Consider the following 19821-nt stretch of genomic DNA (forward strand, 5'->3'; position numbering starts at 1 on the left):
TCCCCAGCCCTCCGGAGAAGCGTGTGCGAGTACGTGAGACCTCAGGTGGCACTCCCGAGTCAACGGGAGACCAACTAACAAACTAGGACTGAGGCGACCAACTGTCAATTATCGGCCCTGGTCCCTAAGGCATATAAAACAATAGAGAAGCCCATTAAACGGACACCAGAAACACAGGTCACTGGAGTCCCAGAGGCGGTCGGCGGTATGTCACTCCCGGCCCCCATCGTCCCTGTCCGAGAGACTGCGGTGAGCCCTCCGGAAGGGGCGGGCGCGGCCGCGGGGGACGCGCTGTGAGAGAGGAACGGAGGTCGCCGGATGCCGGTGCTCAACCTGACGCCGCATGTGGTGACAGTCGTGGACGACGAGGCGAAGGTCATCGGCACCTGGCCGGGCACGGACGACCCCGCCAGGGTCGAGGCCGAGCGGGTGCCCGTGGGCCACCTGGACGACTCCACCTGCCCGGGCCCGGTGCCGCTGATCGCCGAACGGCGCACCAGGGCCAATCTGCCCGAGCCGAAACCGGGCGTGTGGCTCATCGTCTCGTCCGTGGTCGGCTTCGCCCACCCCGAGCGCGACGACCTGTTGATCCCCTCCGACCTGGTCAGGGACAATAAGGGCGTGGTCACCGCCTGTCGTTCGTTCGTGGTCAGCGGACGGCGGCCGCGGAAACCGACCGTTTCGGCCACAAGAAAAGGGGTCGGCCGAATCGACGCAACGACAAAACGGACGTAACGGGTTCGAGTATCGCCTTCACCTACGGGATAGCGTTGACCCCCACGAAACGAACAACGCCCCCGTGTGGAGAAGGACGCCGTGGACACTCCCCGCGTCGCCGTCGTGCTGGTCGGCCGGAACCCCACCCCGGCACTGCTGTCCTCGCTCACCCTGCCGGCCGACCGGATCGTCCTGCTGAGCAGCGACGGCACCCGCGCCCTGGCCGAACGCACGGCCGCCGCCCTGGCCCGGCTCGCCCCCGACCGCACCGTGCGGGTGGAGGGGGTGGGCCCCGACCCGCACGACCCGGCCGGGGTCGCCGCCGCCCTGGAGCGGATCCACCGCGAACACGGCACCGCCCCCCGCCACCTCGACTACACCGGCGGCACCAAGGTCATGAGCGTGGCCGCCGCCCTGTACCGGGACGGCGGCGCGGCCGACCCGGAGGCCGCGGCGCCCCGCTGCCACTACCTCGACCCCGCCTCCGACCTGCTGCGCCCCGTCGACCCCGGCGACCCGCCGCTGCCGGTCTCCGACGACGGCATCGACCTGGGCGTCCTCGCCGGCGTCCACGGCGCGCGCTGGCTCTCCGACCGCGACCCCGCGACCGTGGGCACCGCCCTGCGCGGCGGCGCCCGCGCCCTGCGCGAGGCCTTCCCCGGCCTGCACCCCACGGAGGTGCGCGGGGTCGTCGGCGAGGCCGACGTGCTGCGCCACCTGCGGCGCATCACCAGGGGCAGGGAGGGGGTGGAGGTGCTGGGGCCGCGCCGGGTCGCCGACCCGCGCCATCCCGCCGACTCCATCGCCGACTTCGACGCCCTGGTCCGTTTCCGGCACCGGGTGCTGTGCGTGGAGGTCAAGAGCGGGGCGGAGGAAGTGGTCGCCCGCGCGGGGTGGACCGTCGCCAAGGCCCGGCGCGTGTTCGGCAACGTGGCCAAGGTGCTGTTCGTGCACACCGGGCCCGCCGTGCCCGGGCTGCGCGACCGCATCGCCGGGCACGGCCCCGCGCTGAGCTCCTCCCAGGTGCAGGTGTGGAGCCTGGACGACCTGCGCGCCCGCCTGACCGACGCGGAGACGCTGCGCAGGGTGTTCTTCCCCGGACAGGCGGCCGCGGCCCCGGCCGCCGCGGCACCGGCAGTCCCGGTGCGGGGCACGGAGCCCCCGGCACGGCCGGCGGTGCCCCCGGCGCCGCCCGCACCGGTGTGCGCGGTGACCGCCGCCTCCGCGGCCCCCATCCTGGTCACCGCGCTGGGCAGCAGCCGTCTGGGCCTGCTGTCGGCCGTGCACGTCCACCGGCCCGAACGGGCGCTGCTGCTCTCCTCCCGCCAGGGGGTGCGCGCGGGCGTGCGCGAGGCGGCGGCGCGCGCCCTGTACGCCGCCGAGCACCCCGGAGAGCCCGTCCCGGACGCGGACGGGCTGCGCGCCTCGGGCCACCGCGACCGCATCCGGTTCGCCGCCGACCCCGTGGACGGCTCCAGCGCCGGGGCCGTCGCCGACGCCGCGCACGCCTGGATCGCGGGGATGCGCGCCGAGGACCCCGGCCGGCCTGTGGTCGTGGACGTCACCACCGGCACCAAGGCGATGAGCCTGGGCCTGGCCCTGGCCGCCCGCCGCTCGGGGGCGTGCGTCGCCTGCCAGGTGGTGCGCGACCGCAAGGTCGTGTGCCTGACCCACGGCGGGGCCGCCGTACAGGGCCGGGCGGTGGTGGACTGGTCCCTGGTCCTGGACGGGTACGCCCCGCTGGCCGGGCCCCTGGCCGACGCGGTGTGCCCGCGGGGCGCCGCGCAGGTGGACGTCCCCCTGGTGGCGGCCGCCGCCGAGCACCTGGTCCGCGCGGCGAGCGGCCCGGTGGGGCTGTGGGTCGACCGCTCCCTGGCGGACCCGGAGACCGCCGACACGGCCCGGGAGCGCCCGGCACTGGTGCTCACCTTCGACGACCGGGCCCTGGGCCTGGCCGCCCCGGCCTGGAGCCGCCCCGTCCGGTCGGGCGCGGTCCGCAGGGTGAGCCGGGGCGCCTGGGCGCAGAGCGTCTCCGCGGCCACCGGCCACCTCAACCTGCGCTGCGACGTGGCCGGCAAGGTGATGGCGCTGACCCGGCCGGGCGGAGACGTGGGCCGGGCCGCCGAGCTGGTCGCCTGGATCACCCAGGAGGAGCCCGAGGAGGCCGGGGAGCACGGCGGGGGCGGCTGGGGTTTCGGAGATCCGCAGCGGCCGGTGCTGGTGGTCGCCGACCCCGCGGCGCCGCCCCGGCTGTGGGACACCGACGCCAGCACCATGTGAGGGGCGGCCGCCCGGGGCCGGACGTGGAGGAGACCCCGCCGTACGGCCGCTCCGCGCGACGGGGTCCCCCGGTCAGGGGCTCTCAGGGAAGGGGGCGGCGCGGGGAGGGCACCGCCGGGCGCCGGACGGGACCCGGCCCCGGGAGGGCCGGGCGCGTTTCGGAGGGCTCCCACAGGACCCCGGCGAAGAACACCGGCAGCCAGGTCCACAGCACCAGTGCCGCGAGCCAGGCCGCGGCGGTGGCGGCCGCGGGCGCGGAGACCGCGACGACCCCGCAGACCACCGGGACCAGGGCGCACGACCACGAGTACAGGACGGCACCACCCCGGCCGGTGGACCGCAGCCACCCCGAGCCGCCCAGCACCCCGCGGGTCAGGGCGATCGGCGCCGCCCACCCCAGGGCGACGCGCGCCGGCTCCTTCAGCGCCGGGAACGCCGCCTCGGTCGCCCCCGGCGACGGCGCCGCCATCGGGTCCACCGTCCACACCCCGCTCAGCAGCACGCACGCCCCGTACACCGCGACCGAGACCGAGGTGGAGCGCTGCGACGCCCGGCCGCGCAGCGCCCGGGCCAGCCCCACCGCGCCGCCGACGGCCAGGGCCCCGCAGACCAGCACGGCCAGTGCCTGCGTCCAGCTCCCGCCCGAGGAGACGAACGGGTTCGCGGGCGGTGCCGCGGCGCCCGGGCCGCCCCAGGACACCTGGGCCAGCGAGAAGAGCAGCTGCGCGGGCCCCGCGGCCATACCGCAGAGCAGCAGGGAACGGATGGTGTCCGGCTCCGGCCGGTCGTCGGCGCGCTCCGGCCGGACCGGGGTCCGTTGCGGATTCCGCGTGTTCGCGCCCATGACGGTGTCGCCCCCATCGGGAGAACGGTGTGGGAGTCGCCGGGGAGAGCCCCCGGCCTCGTCGACTGTGACCCCAGTCTCACACCCGCCACCGACAATCCGGGGACCGTCCACCGGGGATCCGAGCGGCGGAACACAGAAAATCCTGTGTACGGGGGCGCTAATGTCCCAGAAGGACACGCGTCCTCGCCGACCACACCCCTGCACACCCCCGGAGCGTCGATGACCACGCCCTCCACCGGCTTCCTCCCCCTCCTGGACGGAGACCCCGACCGCCTGGGCCCCTACCGCCTGGTGGGACGGCTCGGAGCGGGCGGCATGGGCACCGTCTACGCGGCCCTGACCCCCGACGGCACGCGGATCGCGGTCAAGACCCTGCACCGCCACTACACCGCCGACCCCGAGTTCCGCGACCGGTTCGCCCGGGAGGTGGACCTGCTCACCCGGGTCCGCTCCGCCTGCGCCGTCCGCGTCCTGGCCGCCGACACCACCGGGGCCCGGCCCTGGCTGGCCACCGAGTACGCGCCCGGCCCCACGCTGCGCGCGCACGTGGCCGCCCGCGGGCCGCTCGGCGGCGACACCCTGCTGGCGCTGGCAGCCGGGACCGCGGAGGCGCTGCACTCCATCCACTCCGCCGGGATCGTGCACCGCGACCTCAAGCCCGACAACGTGGTGCTGTCCCCCGAGGGGCCGCGCGTGCTGGACTTCGGCATCGCCCGCGCCCTGGACGAGACGGCGCTCACCCGCACCGGCGGCGTGGTGGGCACCCCCGGCTGGCTGGCCCCCGAGCAGTACGACGGGGCGGTGCCCGCGCCCGCCGCAGACATGTTCTCCTGGGGCGCGCTGATCGCCTACGCCGCCACCGGCCGCGAGCCCTTCGGCACCGGGCCCCTCGACACCCTGGTGCACCGCACCCGGCAGGAGGAGCCCGACCTGGCGGGGGTGCCGCCGCAGCTGCTGCCGCTGGTCCGCGGCGCCCTCGACCGCAGCCCGGGGGGCCGCCCCACCGCGGCCCAGGTGATGACCGCCCTGCTGCGCGGTCCGGGAGCGGGCGGTACGGGCGGGTTCGGCGGTACGGGCGGACCCGGCGGCCCCGGTCCGGGCGGGCCGGGGGACGGGGCCGGGGTGTTCGCTCCGGGGCCGGCCGGCCCCGGGCACGAGCAGGAGACCCTGGCGCGGCTGCTGGCCACCGGCTGGCGGATCGACACGCCCGTCGACCACACCCCGTGGGTCCCGCCCCGGCGCGGACGGCGCGTCTGGCCGCTGGCGGCCGCGGCCGCGGCGGTGCTGGTGCTCGTCGCCGGGCTGCTCACCGCGATCGTCCCCCCGCTGCGCCAGGCCACCTGGGGCGCCCTGGCCGCCGCGACCCCGCCGCGGACCGGGACGGGGGAGGGGACCGGGGAGGGGGCCGCCGCGGAACCGGTCCCGTGCGAGCCGGACGGAGAACGGCTGGCGGCCCAGGAGGCCGTGGCCACCTGGCGGCCGTTCTCCCCCGACACCATCACGGACGAGGAGTACGAGATGATGCTGGAGGCGGCCGACTCCCCGGACTCCCTCACCGCCACCGACTCCTCCGTCGAGGTGTGGCCGTTCGTCGCGCCCCTGGACCACGACACCGCCGACTTCGGCCTGGGCAACGGCGCCATCGACGGGTTCCCGGTGGCCACCGTGTGCTGGGTGTCGGCCGAGGCCGCCGCCGACGGGGTCGAGATCACCGCGAGGTTCACCTACCACCCGCACGTGGGCTCCTACACCGTCCACGCGGAGGACTTCATGGCCGTGGCGTCGCTGGATCCGGCCACCGACCCCGAGGGCCGCGACAAGGTCATCGTGCACGGCGGGGTCAACGAGGACTGGAGCGGTCCGGTCACCCCGGTCGCCACCCTGAGCCCCGACGAGCCCGTCCAGGAGGCCACCGTGCTCCTGCCCGGCGCCCCCGAGCGGGGCGGCATCGCCTACCGGCCCTCGGCGCTGTTCGGGGCGATGGTGCACGACGTCAGCGGCCACTGCTACGACGTCGAGGGCACCACCGGCTGGCGCGACGACGTCCACCAGGGCAACGAGGGCTTCGCGCTGTCCGACTACCGGCCCGAGCAGAGCATGCTCACCGACTGCCCCACCTGACCCGGCCCCCGCGGCGCCCCGCCGTCCGGGCGCCCCGGTCCTTCACCGGCCCGGGCATCCGGACGCGCCCGGCACCCGGGTACCTTCGTCGTCCGTAGCCGTCCCCCCGAGACCCCCGAGAATCCATGACACGACTCTTCACCCACGGGCCGGTCCCGCCGGACCTGGGCCCGCTCACCCCCGAGGACCCGCGGCGGCTCGGCCCCTACCGGGTCGCGGGCCTGCTGGGCGCGGGCGGCATGGGCGCCGTCTACGCCGCCGCCGACGAGGTCGGCCGCTGCGTCGCGGTCAAGGTGATCCACGCCCACTTCGCCACCGACCCCGTCTTCCGGGCCCGGTTCGCCCGCGAGGCCGACCTGATGCGCCGGGTCGGCGGGCTGTGCACGGTGGCGGTGCGCGACGCCGACACCGGCGCCGAGAGCCCGTGGATCGCCACCGACTACGTGCCCGGGCCCACGCTGGCCGCCCGGATCCGCGACCGCGGCCCCCTGGACGAGGGCGATCTGGCCGCCTTCGCCGCGGGGACGGCGGAGGCGCTGCACGCGATCCACGGGGCCCGGGTCGTGCACCGCGACCTCAAGCCCGGCAACGTGGTGCTGTCCCCCGACGGGCCGAGGGTGCTGGACTTCGGGATCGCCCGGGCGGTGGACGGCACCGCGGTCACCCGGACCGGGATGCTCATGGGCACCCCCGGGTGGACGGCGCCGGAGCTGCTGGAGGGGGCCGACCCGAGCCCCGCCTCGGACGTGTTCGCCTGGGGCGGCATGGTCGCCTACGCGGCCACCGGCCGCCCGCCGTTCGGCCGCGGCGACACCGCGGCCGTGCTGGAGCGCACCCGGAAGGAGCCGCCCGACCTGGCCGGGTTGCCCGGCTGGCTGCACGGGGTGGTGTCGGCCGCCCTGGCCAAGGACCCCGCCGCCCGGCCGAGCGCGCTGGCGGCGCTGCACGCGGTGGGCCGGGGCCGGTACGGGACCGACCCGACCCTGGTGGCGGCCGAGCCCACCGCCCTGGTCACCCGGCTGGTCGAGGGGGAGTGGTCGCCCGGGCGCGAACGGGCGACCGGACCCGGGCGCGGGCCCGGCCGCGGGCGTACCGGCCGCCGTTCGTGGTCGCCCTGGCCCACGCTCGCGGTCGCGGCCGCGGTGCTGCTGGCGGTCCCCGTGGCGGGGACGGCGGGGTACCGGCTGGGCGGCGCGCCCCCGGCGGCGGACGCCGCGCGGGCCGACCCGTCCGCCGCGGGTGCCGGGGAGGCGGGAGCCGCCCCGGACCCCTCCGGCGCCGCGGGCGGACAGGATCCCGACGCGGCCACCGCGCCGGTGCCCGACCCCGAGCCGTTCACCCAGGTCACCGCCGAGGACACGGCGGGGCTGGCGGCGGCGGTCGTCGGCGACTCCGCGTTCGTCTCCGAGGCCCTGGTGGTGACCCTGCGGGAGGCCGTCGCCGAGGACGGCGGGGTCCGCATCACGGGCCTGCGCACCCCCCGTTTCGCGGAGGGGCCGGTGGGGCCGATGAGCTCCACCCAGGTGGATCTGACCGCCGGGGCCCGGGGGAGCGAGATCGAGGGCGCCCTCTCCGGGCCGGGGGCCGACGACCTGGCCCCGGCCTCCGTCCCGGCCGTCTTCACGGCGTCGTTCCCCGGGGCCCCGGCGCGCGGCACGGTGGTCTTCCACCAGCGCTACACGTTCGCGCCGGGGGACTCCTACGCCGACCTGCGCCTGTGCTACGACACCGGGGCCGCGGACGGGACCGCGTTCACCGCCCCGGCCGAGGGAGAGGAGTGCCCCGCATGAGCCGGGTCCTGACCAGGTTCGCGTACCGGCTGTGGGCCCGTTCCACGGTCCTGCTGGTCGCCTCCGCGCTCGTCCTGGTGCTGGCCGCGGCGGGCGGGTACGCGGTGGCGGCGGTCGGCGCGGTGTTCACCGACCCGTCCGGCCCGCCGGACGCCGCGCCCTCCGGGGAGCCGGAGGAGGCGGTGCCGCCGCGGGTGGAGCCGGCCGACCCGGCCCTGGACGGGCTGAACGCGCTGGTGGTGCACGGAGACGACCGGATCGTCCTGCACGTCGGCGGCACGGGGGTGTTCGGGCTGGTCGTCACCGGTGCCGAGGCGGACGCCGACGGGGTCCGGGTCACCGGCACCGCCCGCTACCACCTCGGCGAGGGCGGCTACGGGCTGCGCCCGCACCAGTTCACCCTGGGCGGGACGGCGGCCGACGGGGAGGCCTCGGAACTGCCCGCGCTCACCGCGGACGCGCCCGCGGCGCCGTTCTCCCTGGTCTTCCCGGGAGCCGGACTGCCCGAGACGCTGGCGGTGTCGGCTCCGGAGGTCGCCACCGGCGGGATCGACGAGGCCATGCTCTGCCTGGCCGCCGACGGCGCCCCCCGGGCCGACGTGTTCGACTGCTGACCCTCACCCCGCCGACGGGGCGGCGGCGGGCGGGGCCGGGAGCGGCGTCCCGGCGCGGTAGCGGCCCGGGGACAGGCCGAACTCGCGCTTGAAGGCGTTGGCGAAGGCGAACTGCGAGGAGTAGCCCACCCGCGCGGCGATGGCGGAGATCGGATCGTCGTTCTCCTGGAGCATCCTCCCCGCCGTGGTCAGCCGCCACCAGGTGACGTACGCCAGCGGGGACAGACCCGCCAGCGCGGTGAACCGCTTGGCGAACGCCGCCCGCGACAGGCCCGCCCGCTCGCCCAGTCCGGCCACCGTCCACGGGTGGGCCGGGTCGCTGTGCACGGCCTGCACCGCCGCGTACACGGCGGGGTCGCGCATGACCCCCAGCCAGCCCCGGGCGGCCGCGCTCCGGTTCTCCTCGATGTAGGTGCGCAGGATGTACACCAGCAGCATCTCCAGCAGGGAGGGCACGATCGCGTCCCCGCCGGGTCGGGGGCGGTCCAGCTCCGCGCCCAGCAGCTCCACCGCCGCGCCCAGCTCCGTACGGGCCCCCACCCGCGCGGGCAGGTGGACCAGCCGGGGCAGTTCCGACAGCATCGGATGCGGCCGCGCCCCGCAGGTGTGGTACGAGCCGCCCAGGGTGACGCACGAGGGCCTCCCGCGCCCGTCCTCCCCGACCGCGGCCGACCCGAACCGCGGCCCGGCCCCCTGCGGTCCGCACACCAGCTCGGTCACGGGGGCGCCCGGGTCCGCGTCCCGGCCGTGGGGGAGGAGGTCGCACAGGTCCCGCACGGGCGAGGCGGACTCCTCCGCCAGCACGTGCCCCTGGCCGTTGGGCAGGAACACGATGTCGCCCACCCCCAGGTGGAGCGGCTCCCCGCCCTCCACGGACAGCACGCAGGAGCCCTGGAGGACCACCTGGAAGCCGACGCCGGAGACCTCCGGGAAGCGCATGCCCCAGGGCGAGTGCCATTCGACGCGGGCCGCGTTGGGGCGCCCGGTCCGTACGGTGCCGATCACGTCGCTGAGCACGTCCATGCCGCCATCGTATCCCCGGAGGATCCGGATGTGGACGATGGAGTATAGGAACAAGCTTTTCAGGCATGGGAAGTCTCGCCCGTGCTTCCTAGTGTTGGGTCCGAACCCCGAACACGAAGGAGTTTGGCCATGACCGCCGCACCCGTCACCGCCCCGACCCGTTCCTCCTGGCCGCCCCGCCTGGCGGCCGTCGCCGCCGTGGCCGTCGCCAACGCCCTGCTGGCCCTGGTCGCGCCCCTGCTGGGCGCGGACCTGGTGGTCGCCCCGCCGGGCCAGGACCCCGCGGCGGTCTCCGCCGGCGCCTTCGCGGTGTTCAGCGCGGGCTTCGGGCTCCTGGGCTGGGGCGTGCTGGCCCTGGGCGAGCGCCTCCTGGGGCGCCGGGGGCTGGTGGCCTGGACGGTGGCGGCGGTCCTGATCACGCTGCTGATGGTGGTGCCGCCGCTGTCCGCGGGGGGCACGGTCGCCACCACCGTCGTGCTGGAGCTGTCCCACCTGGTGGTCGCGGCCGGGGTGATCCCGGTCTTCTGGAAGTCCTCCCCGACCTCCTGAGCGGCCGTCACCCGACGCCCGGCAGGGGCCGGCGACCCCCGGTCGCCGGCCCCGCCCGTGCAGCGACGGTGCTGCACAGAGCCCCGACGCGGACGTCCGGCGGAGCACCCGCTCCCGGCGGGCCGGTGGTCGGCCTCGCGCGTGCCGCGCTCCACGGCGGTGCGGGCCGACCCCGGCGCGGACGTCCGGCGGAGCCCCCCGGCGTGGACGTCCGGTGGTGGTTCAGTCGGGGTCGGGGGACTCGCGGCGGGCCCGGCGCTCGGCCAGGTCGGCGCGGGCGGCCGCCCGGCGCAGGTGGCGGAGCACCGCGAGGGTGCTCAGGGTGAACACCACGGCGCCCAGCAGGAGGGGCAGGCGCAGGTCCAGCCGGGCCAGGAGGCCGCCGAGCAGGGCGCCCACGGGCACCATTCCCAGGCCGAGCATGCGGCGCACGCTCATCACCCGCCCCAACAGGCCCGACGGGACGATCTGCTGGACGATCCCGCCGGACAGCACCCCCGCCACGGCGCTCGCCCCGGCGAGCACCGCCCAGGCGGCGGCCCCGATCCACGGCGACCCGGTGGCGGCCGCGACCACCACGGCGCACACCGCCTGGAGCAGGTAGCCGCCCGTGACGGCGGCGAACCGGCCGACGCGGGCGGCGAGCCCGGCGGCCAACAGGGCCCCGGTCAGCGCCCCCACCGCGCCGACCGCCAGGAACACCCCGAACAGCGGCGCCGGCACCCCGAGGTGGTCGCGGACCACCAGCACGAGCACCGCCGCCTGGGCCCCCGCGGCCAGGTTCACCGCCGTGGAGAACACGACGAGCGCCCGCAGCGCCCGGTCGCCGTACACGAACCGCAGACCCTCGCCGATGTCGGCGCGCAGCGACCCGCGCCCGGCGGCCTCGCGCGCCTGCGCGGCGGGCCGCCGGGCGGCGGAGGGCAGCCCCATCAGGATCAGCGCTCCGAGCAGGTACGCGCCGGAGTTCACCGCCAGGGGCAGTGCCGCCGCCACCGCGAACAGGAACCCGGCCAGCGGAGCGCCCACGAAGTCCTGCGCGGTCTCCTGGGAGGCCGTCAGCCTCCCGTTGGCCCGGTCCACCGCCCCCGGCGCCAGGGCCGGGAGCATCGCGCGCCCCGACAGGTCGTAGACGATCTCGCAGCACATCACCGTGAACATCACGGCGTAGAGCCAGCCGACACCGGCCTGGTCCAGGGCGACGAGCGCGGCCAGGGCGGCCACGGCCCCCGCCCGGAGCAGGTTGGCGGCGACCATCGCCCGGCCGCGGTCGACCCGGTCCACCAGGGCGCCGCCCACCAGCCCGAACAGCAGCCAGGGCAGGTACCGGGCCGCCGTCAGCCCCGCCACGGCGAGGGGGTCGTCGGTCAGGGCCACGGCCAGCAGAGGGAGGGCGGTCAGCATGACCCCGTCGGCCAGGTTGCTCGCCAGGGAGCCGGCCCAGAAGCGGTGGAAGGCGGCACTCAGGCGGGGTGGGGCCTGGTCGGCGGGCACGGGGGCTCCTCGGCGGGTCTGCGGCGGGAGCCGGTGCGGGCGTCGGCCGGGCACCGGCCCCCGGGGGCGTGTGCTCAGCGGAGCATAGCCCGCCGACGGCCCCGGCGCCCCCCGCGGCCGGTTCCGGACACGACGGAGGGGGCCGGCCGCGCCGGCCCCCTCCGGGTACCCCTACAGACGGGCGGCGGCCGCCTCGTCGATCCAGAACACGGTCCTGTCGGTGCCGCGGGCCGCGGCGACCGGCGCCTCGTTCGGGTCGGCGCCGGAGAGGCCCAGGCGCACCGCCTCGGCCTTGGACTCGCCGGAGGCCAGGAGCCAGACCTGCCGCGAGCTGTTGATCGACGGCAGGGTCAGGGTGATCCGGGTCGGCGGCGGCTTGGGCGAGTCGTGCACCGGGGCCGTCGCCGCCTCGTCCTCGCCGATCTGCGGCAGGCCGGGGAACAGCGAGGCGATGTGCGCGTCCGGCCCCACGCCCAGCAGGCACACGTCGAAGGCCGGCACCGGGCCCTGGCCGCGGGCCGCCACCGCCAGCTCCCGGGAGTAGCGGGTCGCCGCGTGCGCCGCGTGGTCGCCGTCCATACCGTCGGCGGCGGGCATCGGGTGGACCTGCGTGGCCGGGATGTCGATCGCGTCGATCAGGGCCGCGCAGGCCTGCGTCTCGTTGCGGTCCGGGTGCCCGGCGGGCAGGAACCGCTCGTCGCCCCACCAGAGGTGCACGTGCGACCAGTCGATTCCGGACTCGGCCGCGTGGTCGCGGACGGCTTCGAGGGCGGCGATGCCGATCCCGCCCCCGGTCAGGACGAGGTGGAACGCGCGCCCGTCGGCCTCCGCGCGCACGATCTCGTCGACCAGCCGCAGCGCGACGTCCTCGGCGAGGGCCTTGGCGTCGGCGTGCCGGACGATCTGCGGTGTGCTCATACTGCGCTCCCCGTGGGCAGCGACCCCAGGTGGCGGGCCGCGGCCTCGTAGATCTCGTCGGCGTCCAGGCGGCGCAGCTCCTCGGCCAGGGCCTGGGCCGCGCCGCGCCGGGCCAGAGCCACCGTCTGGTCCGGCTGGCCGAAGCGCGACAGGGTGGCGGTGCGGCCGTCGGCCCGGGAGATCGCGATGTCCCCCTGGTCGGTGATCAACCGCACCTCGGTCAGCCCGGGCCCGTGCGAGGTCTCGCGCTCCACGGGCACCTCCAGCCGCTCCGAGAGCCACGCCGCCAGCAGTTCGGCGCTCGGGTAGTGCGACTCGGCCGTCACCTTGGCCGAGGTGACCCACCCGCACGGCTGGTCCATGGCGCTGGCCAGCAGCGAGCGCCACGGGGTCAGCCGGGTCCAGGTCAGGTCGGTGTCACCCGGACTGTAGTGGGACACCCGCTCCACGAGGTCCCGCAACGGGTCCGGGGCGCGCAAAGCGTCGGTGATCCTTCGTTGGGCCAGGCGGCCGACCGGGTCCTGCGACGGGTCGGCGGGGCCGGCGCCCGGCCACCACACGACCACGGGGGCGTCCGGCACCAGGAGCGGGGTGACCACCGAGTCGGGGTGCTCGCCCAGCGGACCGTAGAGCCGCAGCAGCAGCGCCTCACCGGGCCCGGCGGTGCCCGGGCGGCGGATCTCGGCGTCGATGGCGGGCTCGGCCTCCGGGTCGCGGCGGATCAGCGCGATCACCCGGGAGGGGTGTTCGAGCCCGGCCTCGGTGGCGGCCCGCACCGCGTCGTAGTGGTCGGCCTCGTCGGTGACGATGATCAGGGTGAGCACCATGTTCATCGCGCCGCCGCCGACGCTGAGCCGCTCGGACATGAGCGCCTCGGCGATCTGGGCGGTGGTGGTGCGCGGCAGGTAGAGGGTCATCGGTTCCTCCCGACGTGGTCGTTGCCGGTCACGGACGCCGCCACTGGCGGCCGTCGCGGGCGAGGAGGAGCTCGGCCGACTCCGGGCCCCAGGTGCCCGACCCGTACTGCTCGGGGCGGCCCTCCTTGGCCCAGAACTCCTCGACGGGGTCGAGGATCCGCCAGGACAGCTCCACCTCCTCCTGGCGCGGGAACAGCGGCGGGTCGCCGATGAGCACGTCCAGGATGAGCCGCTCGTACGCCTCCGGGCTGGCCTCGGTGAACGACTGGCCGTACGCGAAGTCCATGCTGACGTCGCGCACCTCCATGCTGGCGCCGGGCACCTTGGACCCGAAGCGCAGCGTCACGCCCTCGTCGGGCTGGATGCGCAGCACCAGGGCGTTCTGCCCCAGCTCGCTGATGTCGCTGCGCGGGAACAGCTGCTGGGGCGCGGCCTGGAACACCAGGGCCACCTCCGTGACCCGGCGCCCGAGCCGCTTGCCGGTGCGCAGGTAGAACGGCACCCCCGCCCAGCGGCGGGTGTTGACGGCCAGCTTCAGCGCCGCGTAGGTCTCGGTGACGGAGTCGGCGGGGATGCCGTCCTCCTCCAGGTAGCCGCGCACCGCCGCGCCGCCCTGCCAGCCGGTCGCGTACTGGCCGCGCGCGGTCCCGGTCTCCAGGTCCTCGGGCAGCGACACCGCCGCCAGCACCTTCTCCTTCTCGTTGCGGATGGCGTCGGCGTCGTAGGAGATGGGCTCCTCCATCGCCACCAGCGCCAGCAGCTGGAGCAGGTGGTTCTGGATGACGTCGCGCGCCGCGCCGATGCCGTCGTAGTAGCCCGCGCGGCCGCCCACGCCGATGTCCTCGGCCATGGTGATCTGCACGTGGTCGACGTACCCGCGGTTCCACAGGGGCTCGAACAGGGTGTTGGCGAACCGCAGCGCCAGGATGTTCTGGACGGTCTCCTTGCCCAGGTAGTGGTCGATGCGGAACACCGACGACGGCGGGAACACGTCGTCCACCACCGCGTTGAGCTCCTGGGCGCTGTGCAGGTCGTGGCCGAACGGCTTCTCGATGACCACCCGGCGCCAGGGGCGCACCCCCTCCGGGCCGGCCTCGGGGGGCTCGGCCAGCCCCGACCGCTTGAGCTGCTTGACCACGGTCGGGAACAGCTTGGGCGGCAGGGACAGGTAGAACGCGTAGTTGCCGCCGGTGCCGCGGGCGGCGTCCAGCTCGCGGACGGTGTCGGCGAGCCGGTCGAAGGCGTCGTCGTCGTCCAGTTCGCCCTGGACGAACCGGACGCCCTCGCTCAGCTGGCGCCATACGTCCTCGCGGAACGGGGTGCGCGCGTGCTCGCGCACCGCCTCGTAGGCCTGCACGGCGAAGTCCTGGTGCTCCCAGTCGCGGCGGGCGAAGCCGACCAGGCCGAAGCCCGGCGGCAGCATCCCGCGGTTGGCGAGGTCGTAGATGGCGGGAAGGAGTTTCTTGCGGGCCAGGTCGCCCGTGACGCCGAACAGCACCAGGACGCTGGGCCCGGCGATGCGCGGCAGTCTTCGGTCGAGGACGCTGCGGAGCGGGTTGGGCACCGCTCCCGGCATCACCGGTTCTTTCACGGTTCTCGCTCTTCCTGTCGAGAGTGGCCGGCGGGTTGTGACGCGTACCGCCCGCGCCCCGGCTCGGGGCGCGGGCGGGATGCCGTGGCCGTACGGGTCAGGCGGCCGACTCCAGCTTGGCGGAGAGCCCCTCCAGAAGGCTCTTCCAGGAGTCGATGAACTTGGTCACGCCCTCCTCCTCCAGGAGGCCGAACACCTCGGTGAGGTTCACACCGGCGTCCTCCAGGGCGGCGAAGTCGGCGCGGGCGCGGTCGTAGGTGCCCAGCACCGTGTTGCCGGTGACGTCGGCGTGGTCGGCGGTCGCGTCCAGGGTCGCCTGCGGCATCGTGTTGACGGTGCCGCGCGCCACCAGTTCGGTGACGTAGGCGGTGTCCGGGTAGGCGGGGTCCTTGACGCCGGTGGACGCCCACAGCGGTCGCTGCGGAGTGGCGCCCAGCGCCTCCAGGGCCTTCCACTCGGCGCTGGAGAAGACCTCCTCGTAGGCCTGGTAGGCCAGCCGGGCGTTGGCGATCGCGGCCCTGCCCAGCAGCGCCTCGGCCTCGTCGGTGCCGATGGCCTTGAGGCGCTTGTCGACCTCGCTGTCCACCCGGCTGACGAAGAAGGAGGCCACCGACTGGATACGGGTCAGGTCGTGGCCGTTGTCCCTGGCCAGCTCCAGGCCCTCCAGGAAGGCGTCCATCACCTGGCGGTAGCGGGCCAGGGAGAAGATCAGCGTGACGTTGACGCTGATGCCCAGCCCCAGCACGCGGGTGATGGCGGGCAGGCCCTCGGCGGTCGCCGGGATCTTGATCATCAGGTTGGGCCGGTCCACCAGCCACCACAGGGCCTTGGCCTCGGCGACCGTGCGCTCGGTGTCGCGGGCCAGGCGCGGGTCGACCTCCAGGGAGACCCGGCCGTCGACGCGGTCGGTGGCGTCGTAGACGGGGCGCAGGGTGTCGGCGGCCCAGCGGATGTCGTAGGCGGTCAGGAGGCGGACGGCCTCGTCCACGGCCACGCCGCGGCGGGCCAGTTCGGCCACCTGCTCGTCGTAGGCGTCGCCCTCGGCGAGGGCCTTGTCGAAGATGGTCGGGTTGGAGGTGACCCCGGTCACGTTGTGCGTGGACATCAGGGAGGCCAGGTTCCCGGTGCGCAGGCGTTCGCGGCTGATGTCGTCCAGCCACACGGAAACGCCCGCGTCGGCCAGGGCCTCAAGCGGCTTGCTCATGGTGTGTGCGCCTTTCCTCTCGCGGGGAGTGCGGGCCCCGCCGGACGGTTCCGGCGGGGCCCGCGACGTCAGCGTCCGGCCTTGGCGGCGCTGGTACGGACAGCGGCGACGACGGCCTCGGCGGTGATGCCGAACTTCTCGTACAGAGTCTGGTAAGGCGCGGAGGCCCCGAAGTGTTCCAGGGACACCGACTCGCCCGCGTCGCCGACGTAGGCGCGCCAGCCCAGGGCGATCCCGGCCTCCACGGACACGCGGGTGCGCACCGAGGACGGCAGGACCTCCTCGCGGTACTCCTCGCTCTGCTCCTCGAACCACTCCACGCACGGCATCGACACCACGCGGGTGGGGGTGCCGTCGGCCTCCAGCTCGGTGCGGGCGGCCAGGGCCAGCTGCACCTCGCTGCCGGTGGCGATGATGATCGCAGCGGGGGTGCCGCCGGTGGCCTCGGCGAGGATGTAGCCGCCCTTGGCGGCGCCCTCGGCCGGGGCGTACTCGGAGCGGTCCAGCACCGGCACGTTCTGGCGGGTCAGTGCCAGGCCCGCCGGGCGGTCGGAGGTCTCCAGGATGCGGCGCCAGACCACGGCGGTCTCGTTGGCGTCGGCCGGGCGGACCACGTCCAGGCCCGGGATGGCGCGCAGCGACCACAGGTGCTCGACCGGCTGGTGGGTGGGGCCGTCCTCGCCCAGGCCGATGGAGTCGTGCGTCCACACGTAGGTGACCGGCAGCTTCATGAGCGCGGCCAGGCGCACCGACGGGCGCATGTAGTCGCTGAACACCAGGAAGGTGCCGCCGTAGGGGCGGGTCGGGCCGTGCAGGGCGATGCCGTTGAGGATCGAGCCCATGCCGTGCTCGCGGACGCCGAAGTGCAGCACCCGGCCGTACGGGTTGCCCGGGAACATGCTGCTGGACCGGTCGAAGGGCAGGAACGAGGGCTCGCCCTTGGGCGTGGTGTTGTTGGACCCGGCCAGGTCGGCGGAGCCGCCCCACAGCTCGGGCAGCACCGGGGCGACCGCGCTCAGGACCGCGCCGCTGGCGCTGCGGGTGGCCACGCCCTTCTCGCTGGGCTCCCAGGTCGGCAGGGACTCCTCCCAGCCCTCCGGCAGCTTGCCGGACTGGAGCCGGTCGAAGAGCTCGCCGCGCTCGCCCGCGCCGCGCCGCCAGGCCTGGAAGTGGCCCTCCCACTCGGTGCGGGCGGTGCGGCCCCGGTCCAGAGCCTTGCGGGTGTGCTCGATGACGGCCTCGTCGACGTGGAACGGCTCGTCGGTCAGGCCGAGGATCTCCTTGGTGGCACTGATCTCGTCGGAGCCCATGGCCGCGCCGTGGATCGCGCCGGTGTTCTGCTTGTTGGGCGCGGGCCAGCCGATGACGGTCCGCAGGCGGATGAAGGTCGGGCGCTCGGTTTCGGCGTTGCCCCGCCGGATCGCCTCGAACAGGGCCGGCACGTCCTCGACGTACTCCCCGGTGGCGGTCCAGTCGACCTCCTCGACGTGCCAGCCGTAGGCGCGGTAGCGCTCGGCCACGTCCTCGGTGTGGGCGACGCGGGTGTCGTCCTCGATGGAGATCCGGTTGTCGTCCCAGATCAGGGTGAGGTTGCCCAGCTTCTGGGTGCCGGCCAGGGCGCTGGCCTCGTGGCTCACGCCCTCCTGCACGTCGCCGTCGGAGCAGATGGCGTAGACGTGGTGGTCGAAGGGGCTGGTGCCGGGACCGGCCTCGGGGTTGAACAGGCCGCGCTCGCGGCGGGTCGCCATGGCCATGCCGACGGCGTTGCCGACGCCCTGGCCGAGGGGGCCGGTGGTGGTCTCCACGCCGGGGGTGTGGCCGAACTCGGGGTGCCCCGGCGTGAGGCTGTCCCACTGGCGCAGCGACCGGAGGTCGTCCAGGCCCAGGCCGTAGCCGGCCAGGTAGAGCTGGATGTACAGGGTCAGGCTGGAGTGGCCGGCGGAGAGCACGAAGCGGTCGCGGCCCACCCACTCGGGGGCGGCCGGGTCGTGCCGCATGACCTTCTGGAACAGCAGGTAGGCGGCCGGGGCCAGGCTCATCGCGGTGCCGGGGTGTCCGTTACCCGACTTCTCTACGGCGTCCATCGCCAGGGCGCGGACCGTGTCGACGGCGCGGCGGTCGAGGTCCGACCACTCCAGGGCCTGCGGGGTGTGGGCGTTCACGGACTCTCGTTTCTCCTTCTCGGGCACGTCCCTCGGGCGCGGGCGTGCGGTCGGTGTCGCATCGGTCGCCGGCACCGTCGCCGGGCATTCCCGACGGCCCCCGCCGGAGCGGGGCGTCAGGGGGAGCGCGGGGGTGACGTGCGATTGTGCGCGGCCGCCGGACGGCGGATCCGGGGTCCCGGCGGGATGCGCCGGGGCGTGCGGGGCCGCTGACCGGTTCGGCCGACTTCGAGCCTATCGCCCGTAACCGGGGATGTCGTTGCCCGACACCGCACATCGCGGCCGGTGGGACGGCGGGGGAGGGGCGCGTGGCGAGTGGCGGGGCGCGGGGGCGTGTGCGACCCTGCTGTCACCCGGCGCCGCCGCGGAGCGCAGTGAGGGGCCGAAGGACCTGGGACTTTCGCATCCGAGGGGGCTGGTCATCGGGCTCTGCGAACAAGTACTACAGTATGTCGTTGACGGGGTTTCCGCCGATCCTGACGCTTTCGTCGGTCCGCCCGACCCCGCGTGGCGAGCAGTGTCGAAGACCCTAAGAGTTGTCGAGGTATCCGCGTGTCTGAAACCGAGCCGGTGCCCCCCGTGGGAACGCGAGCGAGCCGTCCGGCCGTGAGGACGCGGTGACCCATGGCCCTCGCTGACCCCGCGCCCCGCACCACGTCCGACGCCGCACCGGAGGCCCCCCGCAAGGCCTCCTTCGGCGAGTACGTGCGCGCCTACGTGGCGCTCTCCAAACCCCGCGTCATCGAGCTCCTGCTCATCACGACGATCCCGGTGATGTTCGTCGCCGCCGGCGGCGTCCCCCCGCTGTGGACCGCCGTGTACACGCTGCTGTTCGGCACCATGTCGGCGGCCAGCGCCAACGCGATGAACTGCTACATCGACCGCGACATCGACCGTGAGATGCGTCGCACCCGCCAGCGCCCCGGGGCGATGGCCGTGGTGACCCCGCGCGGCGCCCTCGTGTACGGCCTGGTCCTGGCGGTCGGCTCCACCGCGGGCTTCGCCCTGCTGGTGAACCTGCTGTCGGCGGCCCTGTCGGTCTTCGCGATCCTGTTCTACATCTTCGTGTACACCCTGCTGCTCAAGCGCCGCACCGCGCAGAACGTGGTGTGGGGCGGCATCGCCGGGTGCATGCCGGTCCTGATCGGCTGGTCGGCCGTCACCAACAGCCTGGACTGGGCGCCGTTCGTGCTCTTCCTGGTGGTGTTCTTCTGGACGCCGCCGCACACCTGGACGCTGGCCATGCGCTACCGGGAGGACTACGCGCAGGCCAAGGTCCCGATGCTGCCGGTGGTCGCGGGCGACCGCCGGGTGCTGCTGGAGTGCGTCCTGTACAGCTGGGCCACCGTGATCGTGTCGCTGGTCTTCTGGCCGGTGGCCGGGACCACCTGGTTCTACGGGGCCGTGGCGACCGTGCTCGGCCTGCTGCTGGTCTTCCAGGCCCACCGCCTGCTCCAGCGCTCCCGCGCCGGGGTGAGCGGGGCCAAGCTCAAGACCATGGGCTTCTTCCACCTCTCCAACGCCTACCTGGCGCTGCTGTTCGCGGCCGTGACGGTGGACCCGCTGATCGCCGGGCTGCTGGCCTGACCGGCCG

15 protein-coding genes are annotated in these 19821 nt (G+C 75.3%); 7 read left to right on the forward strand and 8 right to left on the reverse strand.

Annotation, left to right across the window (positions count from 1 at the left end; all coding sequences use genetic code 11):
- Positions 1-318 precede the first annotated feature (318 nt).
- Positions 319-735, forward strand: coding sequence for a hypothetical protein (locus KGD84_RS10315; protein WP_255646439.1), 417 nt, complete (start codon positions 319-321; stop codon positions 733-735).
- A gap of 81 nt (positions 736-816) precedes the next feature.
- A complete protein-coding gene (locus KGD84_RS10320; RefSeq protein WP_220560044.1) occupies positions 817-2997 on the forward strand; it encodes a CRISPR-associated protein in 2181 nt (726 codons plus the stop codon).
- A gap of 82 nt (positions 2998-3079) precedes the next feature.
- Here KGD84_RS10320 and KGD84_RS10325 read toward each other — a convergent pair whose 3' ends face one another.
- Entirely contained in the window at positions 3080-3841 is a 762-nt protein-coding gene (locus tag KGD84_RS10325; protein WP_220560045.1) for a hypothetical protein, read from the reverse strand.
- Positions 3842-4063: 222 nt separating this feature from the next.
- Here KGD84_RS10325 and KGD84_RS10330 point away from each other — a divergent pair, with 222 nt between their 5' ends.
- The 3 genes from KGD84_RS10330 to KGD84_RS10340 all read left to right on the forward strand — a co-directional run bounded on the left by KGD84_RS10330 (position 4064) and on the right by KGD84_RS10340 (position 8369).
- Positions 4064-5965, forward strand: coding sequence for a serine/threonine-protein kinase (locus KGD84_RS10330; RefSeq protein WP_220560046.1), 1902 nt, complete (start codon positions 4064-4066; stop codon positions 5963-5965).
- 125 nt (positions 5966-6090) lie between these two features.
- The gene (locus KGD84_RS10335) at positions 6091-7755 is read left to right on the forward strand and encodes a protein kinase domain-containing protein (RefSeq protein ID WP_220560047.1); all 1665 of its coding nucleotides are present in this window, start codon (positions 6091-6093) and stop codon (positions 7753-7755) included.
- Positions 7752-8369, forward strand: a complete 618-nt coding sequence (locus KGD84_RS10340; RefSeq protein WP_220560048.1) for a hypothetical protein — start codon at positions 7752-7754, stop codon at positions 8367-8369. The genes KGD84_RS10335 and KGD84_RS10340 overlap by 4 nt, the downstream gene beginning before the upstream one ends.
- A gap of 3 nt (positions 8370-8372) precedes the next feature.
- Here KGD84_RS10340 and KGD84_RS10345 read toward each other — a convergent pair whose 3' ends face one another.
- Positions 8373-9392, reverse strand: coding sequence for an AraC family transcriptional regulator (locus tag KGD84_RS10345; protein ID WP_220560049.1), 1020 nt, complete (start codon positions 9390-9392; stop codon positions 8373-8375).
- 129 nt (positions 9393-9521) lie between these two features.
- Here KGD84_RS10345 and KGD84_RS10350 point away from each other — a divergent pair, with 129 nt between their 5' ends.
- Complete coding sequence (locus tag KGD84_RS10350; protein WP_220560050.1) at positions 9522-9941, forward strand: DUF6069 family protein; 420 nt, start codon at positions 9522-9524, stop codon at positions 9939-9941.
- 222 nt (positions 9942-10163) lie between these two features.
- Here the strand turns inward: KGD84_RS10350 and KGD84_RS10355 are convergent, their stop codons facing one another.
- From KGD84_RS10355 to tkt, 6 genes are all read right to left on the reverse strand, one after another.
- Positions 10164-11435: an MFS transporter gene (locus KGD84_RS10355; RefSeq protein ID WP_220560051.1), complete on the reverse strand. Its 1272-nt coding sequence runs from the start codon at positions 11433-11435 to the stop codon at positions 10164-10166.
- A 171-nt stretch (positions 11436-11606) separates the two neighbouring features.
- Positions 11607-12353 (reverse strand): 6-phosphogluconolactonase, encoded by a 747-nt coding sequence (pgl, locus tag KGD84_RS10360; RefSeq protein ID WP_220560053.1) that lies wholly within the window; start codon positions 12351-12353, stop codon positions 11607-11609.
- The gene (locus KGD84_RS10365; RefSeq protein WP_220560054.1) at positions 12350-13270 is read right to left on the reverse strand and encodes a glucose-6-phosphate dehydrogenase assembly protein OpcA; all 921 of its coding nucleotides are present in this window, start codon (positions 13268-13270) and stop codon (positions 12350-12352) included. Before KGD84_RS10365 ends, pgl begins: the two co-directional genes overlap by 4 nt.
- Positions 13271-13298: 28 nt before the next feature.
- On the reverse strand, positions 13299-14846 hold the full coding sequence (zwf, locus tag KGD84_RS10370) for a glucose-6-phosphate dehydrogenase (protein WP_220565661.1): 1548 nt from the start codon (positions 14844-14846) through the stop codon (positions 13299-13301).
- 112 nt (positions 14847-14958) lie between these two features.
- Complete coding sequence (gene tal, locus KGD84_RS10375) at positions 14959-16065, reverse strand: transaldolase (RefSeq protein ID WP_220560055.1); 1107 nt, start codon at positions 16063-16065, stop codon at positions 14959-14961.
- A gap of 68 nt (positions 16066-16133) precedes the next feature.
- Entirely contained in the window at positions 16134-18227 is a 2094-nt protein-coding gene (gene tkt / locus KGD84_RS10380) for a transketolase (RefSeq protein WP_220560056.1), read from the reverse strand.
- A 624-nt stretch (positions 18228-18851) separates the two neighbouring features.
- On the opposite strand from tkt, the gene KGD84_RS10385 reads away from it, so the two are divergent.
- Positions 18852-19814, forward strand: a complete 963-nt coding sequence (locus tag KGD84_RS10385; protein ID WP_220560057.1) for a heme o synthase — start codon at positions 18852-18854, stop codon at positions 19812-19814.
- The last annotated feature ends 7 nt before the right edge of the window (positions 19815-19821 follow it).

Origin of the sequence: Nocardiopsis changdeensis (assembly GCF_018316655.1) — a bacterium.
Lineage (GTDB): Bacteria > Actinomycetota > Actinomycetes > Streptosporangiales > Streptosporangiaceae > Nocardiopsis > Nocardiopsis changdeensis.